Source organism: Apilactobacillus pseudapinorum (assembly GCF_040369555.1).
In the GTDB taxonomy this organism is placed as follows: domain Bacteria; phylum Bacillota; class Bacilli; order Lactobacillales; family Lactobacillaceae; genus Apilactobacillus.
In genome coordinates this window covers 1-222 of record NZ_BAABVU010000025.1, presented here as the reverse complement: position 1 = coordinate 222, position 222 = coordinate 1, and the positions used below count along the sequence as shown (strand labels likewise).

Below are 222 nucleotides of genomic sequence, written 5' to 3'. Positions count from 1 at the left end.
GGCACTGAAGGGCGGAAACCCTCCAACACCTAGTATTCATCGTTTACGGCATGGACTACCAGGGTATCTAATCCTGTTCGCTACCCATGCTTTCGAGCCTCAGCGTCAGTAACAGACCAGAAAGCCGCCTTCGCCACTGGTGTTCTTCCATATATCTACGCATTTCACCGCTACACATGGAGTTCCACTTTCCTCTTCTGTACTCAAGTTTTGTAGTTTCCA

General features: G+C 49.1%; 1 rRNA gene. It reads right to left on the bottom strand.

Annotated features, from left to right (window positions below):
* Nucleotides 1-222, bottom strand: a 16S ribosomal RNA gene (locus tag ABWU86_RS05105); the annotation flags it as partial.